Below are 16,739 nucleotides of genomic sequence, written 5' to 3' on the forward strand. Positions count from 1 at the left end.
GCCGTCAGCCGAGTCGTTCAATCAGTGACATTGCACCGGCCGGCGCGCGTTCCTTGGCGCCGTTGATGAAGAAGATGAACACGTCGCGCGGCATGCCGGTGGCCGGCGGCGCCGCTTCGACGCGCGGCAGGCCGGCGGGCTCGTCGCCGGCCGCCCAGCAGCGGGCGCAGGCGGCGATCGCGTCGAGGGCCGCCGGCTCGTAGCCGGTCGGCACCTCGGCGCGGGCCGACATCAGTCGGGCGTACAGGAAATCGCCGGTCAGGTCGGCGAAGGACGGGTAATCGGCGGAATGCGTGAACACCGTCGCGACCCGGTGCCGGCGTGCCAGCGCGAGGTACGCCGGGCTGCGGAAGCTGTCGTGCCGCACGTCCATCACGTGGTGCAGCGGGCGGCCATCGACGTTGGCCGGCAGCAGCTCGAGAAAGGCCTCGAAATCCGCCGCATCGAAGCGCTTGGTCGGCGCGAACTGCCAGACCACCGGGCCCAGCTTGGCGCGCAGTTCCGACAGGCCGCTGCCGATGAAGCGCTGGATCGAATCGCCGGCCTCGGCGAGCACGCGCCGGTTGGTGCAGAAGCGCGAGGCCTTCAGCGAGAACATGAAGCCGTCGGGCGTCTCGTCGTGCCACTTCGCGAACGTGGCCGGCTTCATCGTGCTGTAGTAAGTGCCGTTGACCTCGATCGCGGTCACCTGGCGGCTCGCGTATTCGAGCTCGCGCGCCTGCGGCCAGCCGGCCGGGAAGAAATTGTCGCGCCAGGGTTCGAAGGTCCAGCCACCGATCCCGACGCGGATGAGCTTGTCTGTCGCCATGCGCACGTGCTCCCGGAAAAAAACGGAAGCGCGATGATGGCCTCAAACGCCGGCCGGCGCCAGGGCCGTGCGCGCCTACACGCGGTGGAGCTGTCCGCCCTCCCACTTCACGCGGTCGCCGACGCGCAGGTCGTCGATGCGCTGGAAGTCGTAGCTCTGCACGCTGCCGTTGTCGAAGCGCACGCTGACCCTGTAGACCTCGTCGTCGCGGCGGTTGCGCCGCTCGATCTGGTTACCGACGACGCCGCCGGCCACCGCGCCGACCCCGGTGGCCGCGACGCGGCCGGTGCCGGAGCCGATCTGGTTGCCGACGACCGCGCCGAGCACGGCCCCCAGCACCGCGCCGCCGCCGGAGGTGTGGCCGCTGCCGGTGGACACCAGCTCGATGTCGCGCACCCGGCCGTATTCGCCATACACCGGCGCGGCGATCGGCGCGTCGGCGACCGGGCGGCGCTCTTCGCGCGGCGCGGAGCCGCAGGCCACCAGCGTGGCGGCCAAGACAACGGAAGCGAGTGTGGGCAATGCACGAGCGATCATCGTCGACTCCTGTCGTGGAACATCGACTGCATCGTCCGCGCGACCCGCCGCGGCGCGAATCGGCCGACACGACAGGGGCAAGTCGGTCCAGCGGCGAACCGCCTGTAGTCCTTGCCCGACAGCCTCATCCGGCGCGGAAGGCCTTGCGGTACTGCGACGGCGAGGTCGCGAGGCGGGCCGCGAACAGCTGGCGCAGCGACAGCGCCGAGCCGAAGCCGGCTTCGGCGGCCACCGCCTCGATCGGCTTGGTGCTGGTCTCCAGCAAGCGCTGCGCGCGTGCGAGGCGCTGGTTCTGCAGCCACTGCAGCACCGTCGTGCCGGTGGCCTGGCGGAAGTGCCGCGTGAAGCTGCGCCGGCTCATCGCCGCGCGCGCGGCCAACGCGTCGAGGCTGTGGGCTTCGTCGAGCCGCGCGAGCGCCCAGCCCATCACCGCGGCCAGCCGCTCGTCGGCGCCGCTGCGCGGCAGCGGTTGCTCGACGTACTGCGCCTGTCCGCCCTGCCGGTGCGGCGCGACCACCATGCGGCGCGCCACGTGCGCCGCCAGGTCGGCTCCGGCGATGCCGCGCAGCAGGTGCAGGCAGCAGTCGATGCCGGCGGCCGTGCCGGCCGAGGTCAGCACATCGCCGTCGTCGACGTACAGCACGTCGGCCTTCACGTCGACCTGCGGAAAGCGGCGCGCGAACTCGCCCGCCAGGTGCCAGTGCGTGGTCGCCGGCCGGCCGTCGAGCAGGCCGGCCTCGGCGAGCACGAAGGCGCCGACGCACAGGCCGACGATGCGCGCGCCGCGGGCATGCGCGCGGCGCAGCGCCTGCAGCAGCGCCGGCGGCACCGGCTCGGCGGTGTCGCGCCACGACGGCACGATCACCGTCTGCGCCTGCGCGAGCGCAGTCAACCGGTGCGTCGCGGCGATCGTGAAGCCGGCGGTGGTGCGCAGCGGGCCGGCCTCGCTCGCACAGACCTGCAGGCGGAACGGCGGCATGCCCGGGCCGGCCATGTCGGGGCCGAACACCATGCACGGCACCGACAGGTGGAAGGGGCTGATGCCGTCGAATGCGACCACCGCAACGCGGTGGACCGGCTCGGGCGAGGTGCTGGACGACATGGCCCGATTTTATCGAAAGAGGGGTTTCGGGCCACTGTCGCATCGCACTCTGCGGCGAAAGAATGCGCTCCATCGACGGCACGGTGCCGTTGCCCAGAAGGAAAGATCGATGACCTCCACCACCACCCCCCGCCGCGCGCTCGTCGTGATCGACGTCCAGAACGAATACGTCAGTGGCAAGCTGCGCATCGAGCATCCGCCGGTCGCGCAAAGCCTCGCGCAGATCGGTCGCGCGATGGATGCGGCGCGCGCGGCCGGCATCCCGGTGGTGGTCGTGCAGCACGGCGAGGCCGCCGGCGCGCCGCTGTTCGCCGCCGGCTCCGACGGCTGGGCGCTGCACGAGGTGGTGGCCAGCCGCCCGCACGATCACCGGATCGAGAAGCACTGGCCGAGCGTCTTCACCGACACCGGCTTCGCGCAGTGGCTCGCGCAGCGCGGCATCGACACGCTGGCCATCGCCGGCTACATGACGCACAACTGCAATGCGTCGACGGTGTTCGAAGCCACGCACCGCGGCTTCGCGGTGGAGCTGCTGTCGGACGCGAGCGGCGCGCTGCCCTATGCGAATGCGGCCGGCCGCGCCAGCGCCGAAGAAATCCACCGGGTGTTCAGCGTGGTGTTCCACAGCCGCTTCGCCGCGGTGACCGGCACCGACGACTGGATCGGCGCGGTGCGGGCGGGCCGGGCGATCGCGCGCGACAACATCCCGGCGTCGAACGCGCGGGCGCTGGCGACGTGAACAAATGAGGCCGGCTCAGTCGACCGGCCGCCGCCACACCGCCAGCAGCGCCTTGAACTTGGTCCAGGCCGACAGCCGCTCGTCGGACAGCGCGTCGAGGAAATCCGACAGCCCCTTCGACTTGGCCATCGTGTAGAACGTCAGCACCGTCGTCGCGACGAAGACGATGCCGAACAGCCACAGCTTGCGCGAGACCGGCGCGTCGGCCTCGGCCAGCAGGTTCATGCCGAGGAAGCCGGTCGTGACGGTGCCGATCAGCCCGAGGATCGTGACCACCGTCAGCCGCACGACGGTGTTGGCCTGGCGGCGCAGGCTGTCGGCATCGAGGTAGCCGTTCATGTCGGCGATGCGTTCCTTGACCTCGGCATAGAGGGCGTCGAGCCCGAGGTGCGTCGAGCACATCTGGAACAGCGCGCGCACCTGCGCCTGGTCGGACACCGAATGGAACCAGTAGCGGTGCGTGAAGCGCAGGAAGGACTCGAAGCTCGCGCGGATCGCCCGCTTGAAGCGCCGCACGCTGGAAGGCTGGCCGATGTCGAGCTGCTTCAGTGCCTCGACCAGCGTGTCGGAGAACATCAGCAGCGCCGCCTTCTGGAAGTGCGCGATCAGGAACAGCAGGAAGTGCTGGTGGCGGAACTGCGCCAGCACGCCGCGGTCGCGGCAGTTGTAGAAGGTGGAGCGCGCATCGCCGACGACGATCAGCGAATGCCCGCTGCAGAGGTAGCGGGTGCGCGGCGCCATGCCGGCGTCGATCCAGAAGCGGTCGTAGCAGAAGCGCTGTTCGAAGTCGGTGGCGCGGCCCTGCATCGTCGATTCGAGGTACGGCAATGCGGTCTCGGCCTCGCTGCCGCCGATCACCAGGCCGAGGCGGATGAAGTCGCCGCGCGTCAGCCGCGCCGGCTCGTCGACGGCGATGAAGCCCATCACCGGCATGCGGTGGTATTCGATCTGGCGGTAGCGCAGCAGCCCGGGCTCGCCCGAATGGTCGCTGACCAGCGGCTGCAGCATGAAGGCCCAGTGCGACGCGATGCGCGGCGCCCGGTGCTCGGCGACGTGCGCGAGAAAGGCCTCGCGCTGGCCGGAGTCGGACCGCGCCAGCACCTGGCCGTCGGCGCCCAGCCATTCGACGCCATGCATGCCGTGCAGCGGCGTGCCTTCGGCGTCCCAGCCGGCCGGGTAGCCGCGGCCGAAGCGGTACAGCAGGTCCTGCGCCTGCGCGAGGCTCAGGTCGCTGATGCCGACCTCGAGGTTCAGCATCACGATGTCGATGTCGTAGAAGAAGTACAGGTCGGCGTGCACCACTTCCAGCGTCAACGGCGCGTCGCCGGGGCGCGGCACCACGCGCACCGCCTTCACGTCATGGCGGCGGAACACCCGCATCGGCGAGGCGCCGTCGCCCTGCGCGCCATCGCGCCGCGCGCGGCCTTCGCCGTACAGGAAGCGCTGCACGTACGGCAGGAAGCTGACGAACTCGTTGTAGTGGCGCTCGTGGAAGCGGGTCGCGTCGCCGGTGTACTCGTCGACCTCTTCGCGCCATGGCGAGCCGGGCAGGTCGCGCAGCAGCTCCCACGGCCTGGCATGGCGGGCCGCGGCGCCGTCGGGCGGGATCAGCCGCAACGGCCACAGCAGGATCTGGCGCAGGTGGCGCACCGGCTGCGACGCGGAGGCCTCGGCGTCAACCGAGGTGGCGATGGCGTCGACGTCGGAACTGCCCACGAACGTCTCCGGCCGTCAGCGCAGCAGCTGCGTCGTCGCCAGCGCGGCAACGGCCAGCAGCAGCACGGCGCACGCGCCGGTCAGCAGCTTGCTGCGCAGGCGCAGCACCTCGATCGCGTCGACGACCTTCGCGTTGTGCTCGGCCAGCGATTCGAGCAGCGCCGCGGCGGCCTGCTGCTGCTCGCCCAGGCGAGCCACGGCGACTTCGAGCCGTTCGATGCGTTGCGCCGGCGACTCGGCCAGCTCGCCGGCCGATGGCTGCGACACCGCAGGTTCGGCCTGCGTGCGGCTGAACACCTTGCGCGCGCCCTTGACGAGCCCGGGCGCGGCCTCGATCACGTCTCCCCATGGGATGACCTTGAGCGCGCTGATCCAGCTGATGGCCACGGCGGACTCCTGAAGGCCGCGCCGCGGCGGCCATCGCGCAGTGTAAGCACGCCAGCGCGGGTTGCGCCGGAGTGCGCTCGATCAGGCCCGGCGGATCTGGTTGCCGTCGACGCGCACACGGTCGCCGACCTGCAGCCCGGTGCTGCCGGTCTGCTCGAAGGTGCGCTGCTGGCCGTTGTCGAGCGTCACGTGCACGCGGTAGCCGACCACCTTCTCGGAACGGTTCTTCTCGATCTTGTTGCCGACGACCGCACCGCCGACCGCGCCGGCCACGGTCGCGACGTCGCGACCGGTGCCGTTGCCGACCTGGTGGCCCAGCACGCCGCCGAGCACGCCGCCTGCGACCGCACCGACGCCGCTTGGCTTCGAGGTCGCGGTGATCGGCTCGATGCTGCTGACCTGGCCGAGGCGGTCGCTGCGCACCGGGGCCGGTGCAGGGGCGGCGGCCCGGTAGGTCGGTGCGGGCGCCGGCACGGCCTGCACCGGCGCCGGTGCGGGTGTCGTGGCCGGAGCAGGCGCCGGGGCCGCGGCCACCGGCTCGCCGTTCTGCGGACCGCAGGCGGTGACGACCATCGCGGCGCACAGCGCACTCACGACCATGCCCGGGGTATACCAGCTCTTCGCGTTCATGCTGCTTCCTTTCGATGCCGGCACAGGCCGGTTGATGCGGACGGATCGTCGCGCTGCACGGGGTCGCAGGCTGTCGCCGCCGGCCGCATCGCGACGCAGGAGGCCCGCGTCATCGTCTGTAGGGCAATGCCGACGTGCGATGGCGTGGTGAGCAGACGTGTCGGCTGTAGGCACGCTCCTACGACGATTCGCAGCCTCCGCCGATGGCGACCACGCCGGGTGCCCGCGACGATGCCTGTCATTGCTTCGCACCTCGCGGGGCGCTCGTCGAGGAGTGGTGACGATGGCAAGCGATGCGGAGTGGCTGGAAGACGTGCGGCGTTGGGCTCTCGGCGAGCCGCGACTGCGGATGGAGGAACCCTTGGAGACGGCCCCCGCCGCGGTGCCGGACGACCTCGGCTATGAGGCCGCCCACCCGGCGCTGCAGGCCCGCCACTGGCCTGACGCCTTGTCGGTCAAGCCGTGATGGCCACCGCCGCCCCGACCGTCGCCGCGTGCTGGGAACGCCTGCCCGCCGAATGGCGCACCGAACGCATGTTGATGGCCGCCGGCTTGGTGCTGGCGGCGATCTTTCTGGTCGCGTTCTGCCTGGTCGTCTCGAACGTGGTGCGCAGTGCCGAACGGCAACACGAGGCATTCACCGCGGTTGCGCCCGCGCAGGTCGTCAGCTCGATCGGCAACCCATAGCCGCACGCACCGAGGCGACTGGGGGCCCTAGAACAGCTCGACGTCGCCGATGATGGAGTCGTCTTCGAGCGCGCCGCTGGCCACCAGCGCCGCATGGCTGCGCACCTGGTTGCGGCCATGGCCCTTCGCGTAGTACACCGCCTTGTCGGCCCGCTCGAACGCGCCGCTCGGGGTGTCGCCCGGCTTGACCTCGGTGAAGCCGATGCTGATCGTGATGCGTCCGACCTGCGGGAACGCGTAGGCCTCGGTGTTCTGCCGCATGCGCTCCAGCGCCATCGCGGTGTCTTCCTCGCGCGCGCAGCGCATCAGCACGACGAATTCCTCGCCGCCGAAGCGGTACAGCCGGTCGTGGAAACGGAAGCTGCTGCGCATCAGCCGCGACAGCAGCAGCAGCACCTCGTCGCCGATCAGGTGGCCGTAGTTGTCGTTGACCGACTTGAAGTGGTCGATGTCGATCACGCCAAGCCAGTAGTGCTGGTGCGATGACGGCGGCGCACGCCGCGTGTCGGCATGCGACACCAGCGCCGGCGTGTTGGTCGCCTTCAGGAAGCTCTCGTCGAAGGTCTTGCGGTTCAGCAGCCCGGTCAGCGTGTCGCGCTCGCTGTAGTCGAGCAGGCCTTCGAAGTTGCGGTAGATGCGCAGGATGCTGCAGACCAGCCGCTGCGACTCGTCGCTCATCGCCGCCTCGGTCTCGACCTCGAGCACGCCGACGACCTCGCGGTCGGTGCTGACCGCGAAGATGGTCAGGTTCGGCGTGCCGGGCACCGCCAGCACCGTCTGCCCGTTCATCGCCTGCAGCCGCGCCGGGAAGGCGTCGATCTCGGGCAGGCTGTCGACATCGGCCCACACCGGGTCGGCCCGCGCCACGGCATCGTGCTGGCCCAGGTGGGCCCGCGTCAGCCAGCGCTCCTGCCCCTGGTCGCCGACGCTGCGGTAGATCGCCACCGACAGGGGGCGCAGCAGGTCGCGCAGCGCGCCCACCAGGGTCACGTCGAGAATGTCGCGGTCGCGGAACCCGGTCAGCTCGGCAAGGTGGTCGACCAGCTCGGACATCGGATGTTCTCGTGTGAGCGCATGGTCGCCAGATTACGCCAATGTGACATCGGCCGTGTAGCGCCCGATCAAGGCCAGCAGGTCTTCTTCCGAATACGGCTTGCCCAGGTAGTGGTCGACCCCCAGCTCGGCCGCGTAGTCGCGGTGCTTCTGCGCGATCCGCGACGTGATCATGATCACCGGCAGGTCGCGCAGGCGGGCATCGCCGCGGATGTTGCGCACCAGGTCGAAGCCGTCCATGCGCGGCATCTCGATGTCGCTCAGCACGACCTGCGGCAGGTCTTCGGCCAGCCGCTCCAGCGCGTCGATGCCGTCCTTGGCGAGCTGCACGCGGTAGCCTTCGCGCACCAGCAGGCGCTGCGTGACGCGGCGCACCGTCAGCGAATCGTCGACCACCAGCACCAGCGGCGCCAAGCGCTGCGGCGCTTCGGCGGCCGCCGCTGCCTCGATGATCTGCGCCTGCGTCGGCGCCTGGCGTGCCGCCAGCGTCGCGGCACGGGCCGCATCGCCATACAGCGTGGCCAGCGCCACCGGGTTGTAGATCAGCGCGACCGCACCGGAAGCCAGCAGCGTCATGCCCGCGAGACCCGGCAGGCGCGACAGCTGCGGCCCGAGGTTCTTCACGACCACTTCCTGGTTGCCCAGCACTTCGTCGACGTGCAGCGCGATGCGTTGCTGCGCACTGCGCACCACCACCACCGGCCGCATGCGGGTCACTTCCTGGCTGATGGCCGTCTGCTGCAGCAACGCGCCGAGCCAGAAGAACAGCAGCGAACGGTCGCCGACCGTGAAGGTGCCGCTGGCGTAGGCATGCTCCAGCTCGTCGAGCTTGGCGCGGCGCACGATCTCGATCAGCGTGGCCGGCACGGCCACCACGGTGCCGCCGCAGCGCAGCATCACGACCTGCGTCACCGCCGTCGTCAGCGGCAGCAGCAGCTTGAAGCTGGTGCCCTGGCCGACCGAGGTGGCGGTTTCGATCCGGCCGCCCATCGCGTTCACTTCGGAGCGGACCACGTCCATGCCGACCCCGCGGCCGGCCAGCTCGGTCACCTGGTCGGCGGTCGAGAAGCCCGGCGTGAAGATCAGGTTGGCCAGCTCGGCATCGCTGTGCGATTCGCCGGGCTTGATCAGGCCCATCGCCTCGCCCTTGTCGCGGATGCGCATCAGGTTCAGGCCGGCGCCGTCGTCGCGGAATTCGACGCCGACTTCGTTGCCTTCCTGGTGCAGCGACACGACGATGCTGCCGGCCGCTTCCTTGCCGATGCCGGTGCGGACCTCGGGGCGCTCGATGCCGTGCGTCACGCAGTTGCGCAACAGGTGCTCGAAGGCCGGCGTCATGCGGTCCAGCACGCCGCGGTCGATTTCGATCGAGCCGCCGACGATGTCCAGGCGCACCTGCTTGCCGGTTTCCTTCGCCGCCTGGCGCACCACGCGGTACAGGCGGTCGGAGGCGCTTTCGAATTCGACCATCCGGGTGCGCAGCAGGTCGTCCTGCAGGTCGCGCGTCAGGCGGGCCTGGGCCGCCAGTTCGTCTTCGGTGGTTTCCAGCGTGCGGTGCAGCGTGCGCTGCACGGTGGCCACGTCGTTCACCGACTCGGCCATCATCCGCGTCAGTTCCTGGAAGCGGGTGAAGCGGTCGAACTCCAGCGGGTCGAAGGACTGGGCCTGCGCCTTGGCCTGCTCCAGCCGCGAGCTCATCTGCGTCTCGGCCTGCAGCTCGATGTCGCGCAGCTGGCCGCGCAGGCGCTCCAGGTTGTCCGTCAGGTCGGACAGCGAGCCGCGAATGTTGCCGACCTCGGCCTCGATCCGCGAGCGCGTGATGCTGACCTCGCCGGCCTGGTTGACCAGGCGCTCGAGCAGCGGCCCGCGCACGCGCACCGCGGAGTGCGTCGGCGAGATCGCCTGTTCGACCGCCGCGGCCACCGCCGTCGGGTTGGCGGCGAAGCGCGACCAGTCGATGTCGCCACCGGCGATGTTCGACTGGGCGGCCACGCGTGCCGGGGTCAGCACTTGCGGGGCGGCAGGCGGCGGGGTCACCGGCGCGGCGACCGGGGCCGCGACAGGCGCAGCCACGGGAGCCACCACTGGCGCAGCGGCCTGGACCGGCGCCGGGACCACCGGCGGTGCGGCCGGTGTCGTCGGTGCCAGCGGCTCGATGAACGGCGCGGCTTCGGCGACCGGCGTCGGGGCCGCAACCACCGGCGGGGCCACCGGTACAGCGACCGGGGCCGCCACGGGCGGTGCCGCGACGACAGGCGCCACCACCGGCGGCGCGATCGTCATCGGCGCCAGCGCCACCGGCGGTGCGACCGGCGGACGGGCCACCGGTGCGGGCGGCGGGGCGACCGGCGCCGCGGCCGCTTCGGCATACGCCTGGGCGTCGCGCGACCGCAGGATCTCGAAGGTGTGGGCCAGGCCGTCGGCCCGGCCTTGCAGCGCCTCGACGTCCTGCGTGGTCGCCGGCGTCGCCTGCTGCAGCAGGTGCTCGATGCGGGTTTCGAGCCGGTGGGCCATTTCGCCCAGCCGCATCGCGCCGGCCAGGCGGGCACCGCCCTTCAGCGTGTGCAGCGTGCGCATGCAGGCCGCGGCGGCCGCGTTGTCGGTCGGGCGGCGCGACCATTCGCGCAGCTTGGTCGCCAGCTCGGGGATCAGCTCCTCGCCCTCTTCCTCGAAGATCGGGAACAGCTCGGCGTCGACCGCATCGATCGCGTCGATGTCGTCGTCATCTTCGTCGACCTCGTCGTCGACGTCGACGCGCACCGGCGTCGAGCGCTGCGGCTCGGCGGCCAGCGGCGAGAACGCCTTCAGCTCGGGCAGGCCGAGGCCGGCGAAGTTGGTGTCGTTGCTGCCGAACGAGCCTGCGGCCGCGGCCGCCAGCGCGTCGGGATCGATCACCTCGGCGACGGCCGGCAGCTCGGGCGCCAGCAGCATCGGCTCGCTGAGCGCGATCTCGGGCGCCGGCTCGGCGGCTTCGGCCAGCGGCTCGAGGTCGTCGAACGACACATCGACCTCGTCGAAACCCGCTTCCGGTTGCGGCGCCGGGATGTCGTCGATCGACGGCTGTGCCGCGTCGGCCGCCGCATTGGCGGCCTCGAGGCGGCGGGCCGAGCTGATCTCGTGCTCGGCCAGGCGCTCCAGCAGCTCCGGTGCGGCCGGCTTCAGGAAGCCGGCGGCGAACTGGTGCAGCAGGCGGCGCACTTCTTCGGCCGAATCGACGAACAGGCGGCCTTCGTCGGTCGTGCCGACGCCGATCGCCTGCGAACGCATCAGCGCGTGCTCGAGCAGCCGCGACAGGTGCGACAGCTCGCTGAAGCCCACGGTGGCCGAACTGCCGGCCAGCGAATGCGCGAGCGCGATCGGCATTTCGCCGACCGGGCGGTGCAGCTCCATCGCCCATTCGGCGACCTCGGTCGTCAGGCGGCGCGACAGCTCGTCGGCTTCGTTCAGATAGATGTTGAACAGCGGGATGCCGATGCGCAGCGGACCGACGATCTTGACCTGGTCGTCGTCGGACAGCGGCGCTGCCGCGGCCGTGTCGGCCGCGTCGACCGGCACTTCGGCCGCCGCCGCGGCGGGCGTCGGCGACAGTTCGGACACCAGCGGTGCGGCTTCGACGACCGGCTCGCTGCCGAAGAACTCGTCGCCCAGGTCGAGCTCGATCAGCTCGACCGATTCGGCGGACAGCAGTTGCGGCTCGACGCTGTCGGCGACCGGCATCGGCTCCAGCGCCGCATCGGTCGGCGCGGACGCGCCGAGCTGGTCGAGCATCGAGGTGTCGGGCAGGTCGAAGCTCGGCAGGTCGAAGCCGGGCAGCTCGGCGGCCGGCGTGACGATCGGCGCGGCCGGGGCTTCGTCGAACGCGCCCAGGTCGAGGTCGAACGACAGGTCGGCCAGCGGCAACGGCGCGGATGCCGTCGAGGCGGCCGGCGCCGGCACCGCCGGGGCGGCAGCGACCGGCGGCGCCACCGGACGTGCAGCCACCGGCGGCAGCGCAGACAGCGGCGCAGGCTTCGACACCGGCGCGGTGACCACCGGCGTCGCGGCGGCCGGCTTGGCGGCGGCGTCGCCGAACGACAGCGACATCAGCGACACCGGCGAGGCGGCACCGACCTTGATCGGCGGCACCGGGTCGCCGCGGCCGAGGGCATCGGCGGCGGCCTTCACCGTCGCGGCATGGAAACCGGTGACGTTCTGCGCGGCGATCGCGTCGACCCACTTCGCAAAGTAGGCGAGCGCTTCGTTGGAGAAATTCAGCAGCGTCGGATCGGCGGCCTTCTGGCCGGCCAGCCAGGTGTTGTAGACCTGCTCGCACGCCCACGCGGCATCGCCGAAATCCTTCAGCCCGACCATGCGCGAGCTGCCCTTCAGCGTGTGGAACGCGCGGCGCACGGTGGTCTGCTGTTCGACGTCGGCACTGGCATGCGCCAGGCTCTTCAACGCCGTCTCGGCCGTCTCGATCACCTCGCGCGCTTCCTCGAGGAAGATCTCGCGCATCTCGGGATCGTCGCCGAGGTCGGTGGCCATGCTGGCCGGTGCGGCCGACAGGGCCGGCTGCACCTTGGCCGGCGCGGCCTCGGGCATGTCGAGCACCGGGTCGGTGGCGGTGTGGACGAAATCGGACAGCGCTTCGGACAGCTGTTCGCGCGCGGCCGCCACCTCTTCGGTGTTGTGCGAATGGGCGATCGCGTCCTTCGCGTGCTCGACCGCGGCGACCAGCTCGGGCTGGGCCGCGGCCTGCGCTTCGTGCGACAGGCGGTCGAGGTCGCGCGTGACTTCGTCGAGCGGCACGTGGTCGCTCGCGGCGGTCAGCGACAGCGACTGTGCCTGCTCGATCAGGCGCGGCTCGACCGGGGTCGGCGCCTGTGCCTGCGCCAGCGCGAGGTTCGACGCCTGGCGCGCCGCGGCACTGCGGCCCATCAGCGGGCTCAGCGTGCCGGACTTGGCATCGAACACGAACAGCGACTTCGCCATCTGCGGCTGCACGCTGAGCATGTCGATCAGGAAGCCGAGCGCGCCCAGGTTGCCGGCGAGGCGATCGAAGGTGCCCGACTGGACGACCTGCTGCGGGTCGACCTCGGTCGTGATCATGCCGTCGACGTCTTCGCGCATGCGCAGCACGGCGTGCGACGCCTGGTCCATGCCCAGCACCGACAGCACGCCGCGCATCGCGGACAGCTGGTTGGGCACCGGCATCAGCAGCTCGCGCTGCGTCGGGTTGCGGAAGAACTGGTCGATCGACTTCTCGGCCTCGGACAGCGAGGCGCGCAGTTCCTGCACGACACTGCCCATGGTCTGGCGGTCGGAGACGCGGCGGTACAGCTCCTCCATCCACGCTTCGAGCGGGTCGGGGGTGTTGCCGGCGCGCACCGAGGCGATGCGCTGCGCGAGCCGGCGCACGCGGGCGGCCTGCTCGGGGTGGTCGAAATCGGCGTCCTCGAGCGAGGCTTCGAGGTACAGCACGCTGGTCGCGACTTCCATCGCGAGCGCGGCTTCGGGTGCGGCGTTGGCCTGCTGCGTCTGCACGACGGCCTGCTGGATCTCGTCGGCCAGCAGCTCGCCGCTCGGGTACAGGCGCTTGACCGAATCGCCGACCAGCGAGAACTGTTCGGCCAGCCCGCTCATGCGGTGCATTTCGCCGCCGGCCACCGACGACCAGGCGTCCTTGGCGGTCGCGACGCGCTTGCGCGCCTGCACGATCAGCGCCGGGTCGAAGCGACCGAGGCGGCTGGTGTCGTAGTCGACCGGCAGGTGCTGCGCGAGGCCGTAGGCCTGGCGGACCGCGGCCAGGCGCGGTGTCTTGCGGCCGTCGCCGGGCGAGGTGCTCTGCGCGCAGAAGAACAGCAGGTCTTGCGCGAGGCGCTCGGAGACGTCGGGCTGACCGCGTTCGAGCGTGCGCAGCTGCGCGAGCAGCCGCGAGGCCACGCGCTTGGTGTGCACGTCGCCCTTCAGCAGGCCGTTGGCCTGGCCTTCGAAGAAGGCGGCGGCGAGCTTCCACAGCGTGGAATGGGTCAGGTCGGACGCCTTCGCGCCGAGGCCGGCGCAGATGTCGCTCATGCGCTGCACCGCCGGCATCGGCTCGCCGCGCATGATCAGCAGCAGCTGGCGCTCCATCAGCCCGCGGGTGATCGAATCGGGAGCGCGCGGCTTCACCGTGGTGTCGGTGGGCAGCTCGCGCCAGCGCCAGTCGATGTTCCACAGGTCGGCGGGGTGCACGCGTTCGGCACCGGCCAGCGTCTGCACGGCCTGGTACTGCGGGAACAGCGCGAGCGGCGACACCGGCTTGTCGGCCAGCAGGCGCTGCAGGTAGTCGAGCAGCGCGAACGATGCGCGCTCGATGGTGTCGACCTCGGCCGACGTGAGCTTCTGCGGCTTCGCGACGAAGCGCAGCACCGCCGCCTCGCTGGCGGCCAGCAGGCGCGCGACGGCCGGCAGGCCGACCAGTTCGAGCGCACCGACGCCCTGGTGGATCTGTTGCCGTGCGGTGCGCAGCACCGACGGGTCGACGGAATCGACGTCGGAGCCGCTGTTCGCCTCGGCTTCCTTCACATAGCGGCGCAGCGCCTTGTGGGCCGTGTCCAGGGACTTGCGCAGTTCCTCGTGAACCCACGCGAGCGCGCTGAGGTCGTCTGTGGTCTCACTCATGGTGTCGCTCATCGTCGCGTTGGGGGCGGTGGCAATCCATCTGCCTGTGTGGGGTGAAGGGCTGCGGCCCGATCAGGGCCGCAGGCGACACACTAGCTCAACCGATCTTGAACCGTGCAACCGATTGCTTCAGTTCCTCGGCCGTGCGGGACAGTTCGCGCACCATCTGTGCGGTGGAACGGGTACCTTCACCGGTCTGCTCGGTCACCGCGAAAATGTGCTGGATGTTCGCTGCCACCACGTTGGCCGATTCGGCTTCTCGCGATGCCTGGCTGGAAATGTGCGCAATCAGGTCGGCAAGCTGGCGCGACACGCGGTCGATGTCGCCCAGTGCGTTACCTGCCGCGTCGGACAGCCGGGTTCCTTCGACCACGCCCTGCGTCGAGCGCTCCATGGCCGCCGCAGCATCCTGGGTGTCGGTCTGAATGGTCTTCACCAGGGCCGCGATCTGCCGCGTGGCGTCGCCGGAGCGTTCTGCCAGCCGCTGCACTTCTTCGGCAACCACCGAGAAGCCCCGGCCCGCTTCACCGGCCGATGCGGCCTGGATGGCGGCGTTCAGTGCCAGCACGTTGGTCTGTTCGGTAATGTCCGAAATCAGTTCGGTGATTTCGCCAATTTCCTGCGACGACTCGCCCAGCCGCTTGATCCGCTTGGAGGTTTCCTGGATCTGGTCGCGGATCGAGTTCATGCCGCCGATGGTGTTCTGCACCGCGGTCAGGCCGGTTTCGGCAGCCTGCAGCGATTGACGCGCCACCTGGGCCGTCTGCTGCGCCTGGCTCGACACGTCGTTGATTCGGCCTGCCATCTGCAGCACCGACTCGCCGGTTTCACGAATCTCGCGCAGCTGTTCGTCGGATGCGGCCAGCAGTTCGGTCGACGTGGCTTCCACCTGCTGCGTCGTTTCGGTCACCCGACCCACCGTGCCCTGCACCTGCGACACCAGCGTGCGCAGCTCTTCCACCGTGTAGTTCACCGAGTCGGCGATGGCGCCCGTGATGTCTTCGGTCACGGTGGCCTGTTGCGTCAGGTCGCCTTCAGCGACCGTCTGCAATTCGTTCATCAGCCGCAGAATGGCCGCCTGGTTCGCGTCGTTGACACGCTTGGCTTCCTGCTCCTGGCGTTCGGCTTCGAGTCGCTGGTTCTCGGCAAGCGCGGCACGTTGCGCCTGGTCTCGCACATACAGCTGCAGGAAGCCCGCGCCGCCGAGGGCCAGCACGACGGCCGACAGCACCAGCAGGCCCAGGTTCACGACGTTGAAGCCGGTGACGGTCGACAGGCGGTCCTGCACCGTTTCCAGGCCCTTGCGCAGCGGTTCGCTGTCGCCAATGATCGCGGACTGCGCTTCACGGGCCGACACCAGGCCCTGCAGGTTGCCCAGAATCGAGCTGGCCTGGGTGCGCGTCTCTTCGTATTGCTTCAGCAGCGCGGTCAGGCGCTCCTTGGTCTGCGGATCCTTGGTGCCCGGCAGGCGCAGTTCGGCATTGCCGTTCGACAGGCCGTCGGCGATTTCGCGGAACGAGTTCAGGTCCTTGCCGAGCAGGAACACGGCCTCGGGGCTCACGCCTTCCATCGTCAGGAATTCGTTGGCCGACTTGCCGATGCGCTGGGTCAGCATCACGAGCTGACCGACGGCCGACAGCTCGGCCGGCGAGGCTTCCTGCTGCAGCTTCAGCGACGACACCGTCTCGGCGATTTCCAGCAGGTCCGACGACTGGCGGTTGATCGCGCGCAGCGCCTGGCCGACCTGCGTCAGGATCTTCTGCTGTTGCAGCACGGTGTTCGCGTTCTTCTCGGCGCGGTCGACCAGCGGCAGCAGCGGCTCCAGCGTGTCCTGCACGACGCCCGGCGCCGCATCGACGTTCGCATCGCCCTTGGCCAGGCCGCGCACGTTGCGCGCCAGCACCTCGGTACTTTCCTTCACTTCCGGGAAGGCCTGCGCGCTGCCGATCAAGGCCTGCGACACCGACTTCGCCAGACGCTGCGACTGCATCAGCGCCTGACCGGAGTAACCCACCTGGGCGGCGCCCTTGTTGGCTTGGTTCAGCGAGCTGATCGTCATGCCGACCAGGCCGACCAGGCCGACCAGCACCATGAAGCCCAGCACGCGCTGCTGCTGGCCGACCGGCCGGTTGCCGATCAGAGGCACGCCAGTGCCCGACATCAGCGCAGCGTTGTCGCCGCTGGGCAGCCGGGTTTCGGAGAAGTCGGCGATTTCGGACGGCGCGGCCTCCGAGATGATCGACGAGTCGAGGTTCACCGTCTGGGCGCCGCCGTCCGGCCGCCCGTCGTCGTGCAGGTCGAGGCCGGCCACGTCGTCCAGCGCAACGGCACCGTCGGCGCCATATGCGTCGTCACGGCCTTTGCCCTTGCCTTTGATTTTGTTCAGGAAGCTCATAGGTGCCTCGTTGCGTCGTCTTGGGTAATGCAGTCAGGAGGGC

Annotated in this window: 11 protein-coding genes; 2 read left to right on the forward strand and 9 right to left on the reverse strand. The window is 70.4% G+C overall.

Features of this window, described 5'->3' with window-relative positions; translation table 11 throughout:
* Positions 1 to 4 precede the first annotated feature (4 nt).
* The 3 genes from FHT26_RS10035 to FHT26_RS10045 all read right to left on the reverse strand — a co-directional run bounded on the left by FHT26_RS10035 (position 5) and on the right by FHT26_RS10045 (position 2,447).
* Positions 5 to 808, reverse strand: a complete 804-nt coding sequence (locus FHT26_RS10035; protein ID WP_168559990.1) for a DUF72 domain-containing protein — start codon at positions 806 to 808, stop codon at positions 5 to 7.
* A gap of 75 nt (positions 809 to 883) precedes the next feature.
* Complete coding sequence (locus tag FHT26_RS10040) at positions 884 to 1,345, reverse strand: glycine zipper 2TM domain-containing protein (RefSeq protein WP_168559991.1); 462 nt, start codon at positions 1,343 to 1,345, stop codon at positions 884 to 886.
* A 124-nt stretch (positions 1,346 to 1,469) separates the two neighbouring features.
* Entirely contained in the window at positions 1,470 to 2,447 is a 978-nt protein-coding gene (locus FHT26_RS10045) for a GlxA family transcriptional regulator (RefSeq protein ID WP_168559992.1), read from the reverse strand.
* 109 nt (positions 2,448 to 2,556) lie between these two features.
* On the opposite strand from FHT26_RS10045, the gene FHT26_RS10050 reads away from it, so the two are divergent.
* Positions 2,557 to 3,186, forward strand: coding sequence for a cysteine hydrolase family protein (locus tag FHT26_RS10050; protein WP_168559993.1), 630 nt, complete (start codon positions 2,557 to 2,559; stop codon positions 3,184 to 3,186).
* A 15-nt stretch (positions 3,187 to 3,201) separates the two neighbouring features.
* On the opposite strand, the gene FHT26_RS10055 is transcribed toward FHT26_RS10050, so the two are convergent.
* The 3 genes from FHT26_RS10055 to FHT26_RS10065 all read right to left on the reverse strand — a co-directional run bounded on the left by FHT26_RS10055 (position 3,202) and on the right by FHT26_RS10065 (position 5,919).
* Complete coding sequence (locus tag FHT26_RS10055; protein WP_490362780.1) at positions 3,202 to 4,836, reverse strand: hypothetical protein; 1,635 nt, start codon at positions 4,834 to 4,836, stop codon at positions 3,202 to 3,204.
* Positions 4,837 to 4,917: 81 nt separating this feature from the next.
* Positions 4,918 to 5,289 carry a hypothetical protein gene (locus FHT26_RS10060; RefSeq protein ID WP_168559994.1) on the reverse strand — a complete coding sequence of 124 codons (372 nt, stop codon included), beginning with the start codon at positions 5,287 to 5,289 and terminating at the stop codon, positions 4,918 to 4,920.
* A gap of 81 nt (positions 5,290 to 5,370) precedes the next feature.
* Entirely contained in the window at positions 5,371 to 5,919 is a 549-nt protein-coding gene (locus tag FHT26_RS10065; protein WP_168559995.1) for a glycine zipper 2TM domain-containing protein, read from the reverse strand.
* A 465-nt stretch (positions 5,920 to 6,384) separates the two neighbouring features.
* Here FHT26_RS10065 and FHT26_RS10070 point away from each other — a divergent pair, with 465 nt between their 5' ends.
* On the forward strand, positions 6,385 to 6,606 hold the full coding sequence (locus FHT26_RS10070) for a hypothetical protein (protein ID WP_168559996.1): 222 nt from the start codon (positions 6,385 to 6,387) through the stop codon (positions 6,604 to 6,606).
* Between the two features lie 27 nt (positions 6,607 to 6,633).
* Here FHT26_RS10070 and FHT26_RS10075 read toward each other — a convergent pair whose 3' ends face one another.
* The 3 genes from FHT26_RS10075 to FHT26_RS10090 form a co-directional block, all read right to left on the reverse strand.
* Positions 6,634 to 7,659: a GGDEF domain-containing protein gene (locus FHT26_RS10075; RefSeq protein ID WP_168559997.1), complete on the reverse strand. Its 1,026-nt coding sequence runs from the start codon at positions 7,657 to 7,659 to the stop codon at positions 6,634 to 6,636.
* A 33-nt stretch (positions 7,660 to 7,692) separates the two neighbouring features.
* A complete protein-coding gene (locus tag FHT26_RS29835) occupies positions 7,693 to 14,301 on the reverse strand; it encodes a hybrid sensor histidine kinase/response regulator (RefSeq protein WP_246867811.1) in 6,609 nt (2,202 codons plus the stop codon).
* A gap of 97 nt (positions 14,302 to 14,398) precedes the next feature.
* Positions 14,399 to 16,696, reverse strand: a complete 2,298-nt coding sequence (locus FHT26_RS10090; RefSeq protein WP_168559998.1) for a methyl-accepting chemotaxis protein — start codon at positions 16,694 to 16,696, stop codon at positions 14,399 to 14,401.
* Positions 16,697 to 16,739 lie beyond the last annotated feature (43 nt).

It is taken from the genome of Rhizobacter sp. SG703, assembly GCF_012275445.1.
Taxonomy (GTDB): domain Bacteria; phylum Pseudomonadota; class Gammaproteobacteria; order Burkholderiales; family Burkholderiaceae_C; genus Rhizobacter.